The sequence below is a fragment of the Microcystis sp. LEGE 08355 genome (assembly GCF_015207185.1).
GTDB classification, from domain to species: domain Bacteria; phylum Cyanobacteriota; class Cyanobacteriia; order Cyanobacteriales; family Microcystaceae; genus Microcystis; species Microcystis panniformis.
The window spans coordinates 1-1,171 of sequence record NZ_JADEXI010000928.1; the positions used below are offsets into that span (position 1 = coordinate 1).

The 1,171-nt window shown below is 38.5% G+C and carries 2 protein-coding genes and 2 pseudogenes; 2 read left to right on the forward strand and 2 right to left on the reverse strand.

Going from position 1 to position 1,171, the window contains the following annotated elements; all coding sequences use genetic code 11:
* Positions 1-190, forward strand: a 190-nt coding sequence (locus IQ242_RS25345) for a transposase (protein ID WP_193961851.1), incomplete at its 5' end; no start/stop codon positions are given.
* A gap of 9 nt (positions 191-199) precedes the next feature.
* Here IQ242_RS25345 and IQ242_RS25350 read toward each other — a convergent pair.
* Positions 200-502 (reverse strand): annotated as a pseudogene (locus tag IQ242_RS25350) (ATP-binding protein); the annotation flags it as partial.
* Between the two features lie 70 nt (positions 503-572).
* A complete protein-coding gene (locus IQ242_RS25355; protein ID WP_193961852.1) occupies positions 573-857 on the reverse strand; it encodes a hypothetical protein in 285 nt (94 codons plus the stop codon).
* A gap of 175 nt (positions 858-1,032) precedes the next feature.
* On the opposite strand from IQ242_RS25355, the pseudogene IQ242_RS25360 reads away from it, so the two are divergent.
* A pseudogene (locus IQ242_RS25360) lies at positions 1,033-1,171 on the forward strand (Uma2 family endonuclease); the annotation flags it as partial.

A 1,171-nucleotide genomic window follows, 5' to 3' on the forward strand; every position in this document is an offset into this window, starting at 1 on the left:
TACCAAGAGTTGTCAAACAATCCGAAACTGGTTTGGAGAAATCATTAGTTATTTCGAGCGAAGGACAACGAATGGGGTGGTCGAGGGAATCAACAATAAACTTAAACTAATAAAACGGAGAGCCTATCGCTTGAGAAACTTTCGGAATTTTTGGGTTAGAAGTATGTTATCTTGGCATCTTGTCTGTTGATTTAGCATAAAGGGTAACGAAGAGCCTATTATACCAAGTTCCTAAAATTGCCAATTCTGCGGCAGTAGGATCATGATTAAATGCACTTCCTACTTCTACGGATACCATGACTGCGGCATAATTTCCAGTATCAGTAAGTTGTTTTGCTAGGGATAACATAGCGGTGGTTTTCCTGGTTTGTCGTGGTGCATGAAGGACAAAATAACTTTCTTGTTCAATTAGCTCCTCTAAATCTGGTAATCGCACTGTGGGAGAGAGCATATAGTGGATATCGTCTTTACAGGGACCGGCAATATTAAACCAGCGAGTCATAGAATTTTGGTAATAGGTGAACTCTTTAAGTTTACACTATCTATAATTATGTTGGTATCAAGCAAGATTTTCACAGGTTATGTTTCTCCTTTAAATATTCCCATTTAGCTTGATCTGGATCAAAATCAGGAGGTGCAGGTTGGGTTTTCTCAAACCAGTTTTGCAAAACCTTGATTTTAGTTGGTCTTTTTGGTGTTTCTGGTGCTGATTCAGTGGTTGCGGTTGTGGTATGATCAAGGGTATCTGTGGCTGCCCAGACTACAATTTCCACGTTTCCGGGGGGTAAATTCAGGGGTTCGGTAATCAGCAACTTACCAGATTGATCAATTTTTCCTTTGAGTTTGTATGCTTGCATGATGTTTTTTTAGGACTTACGCAAGACGTGGCTGAACGCCTTATTCTTGCGTAGGGGTAATTCATGAATTACCCCTACTTTCGGTCTTTTTTGCGTAAGTCCTGTTTTTATGATAATCTATTTTTAGATGATATCATATTGATCAAAATTCACTCTCTAAATTTGGGTTTAAATTATGATAACTACACTCATTGAACGGGAAGCAGAACCAATTTTAATTAGTGACATAACCTGGAGAGAATTTAAAGCTGTTGAACAGCTAATTGAGCGCCCAGGGTTAAGGTTATCTTTTTTAGATGGAGTTTTGGAGATTA

What these genes read in the sequence shown, in the direction of transcription:
- IQ242_RS25355 (WP_193961852.1), bottom strand. Translation starts at nt 857, where the DNA reads ATGCAAGCATACAAACTCAAAGGAAAAATTGATCAATCTGGTAAGTTG.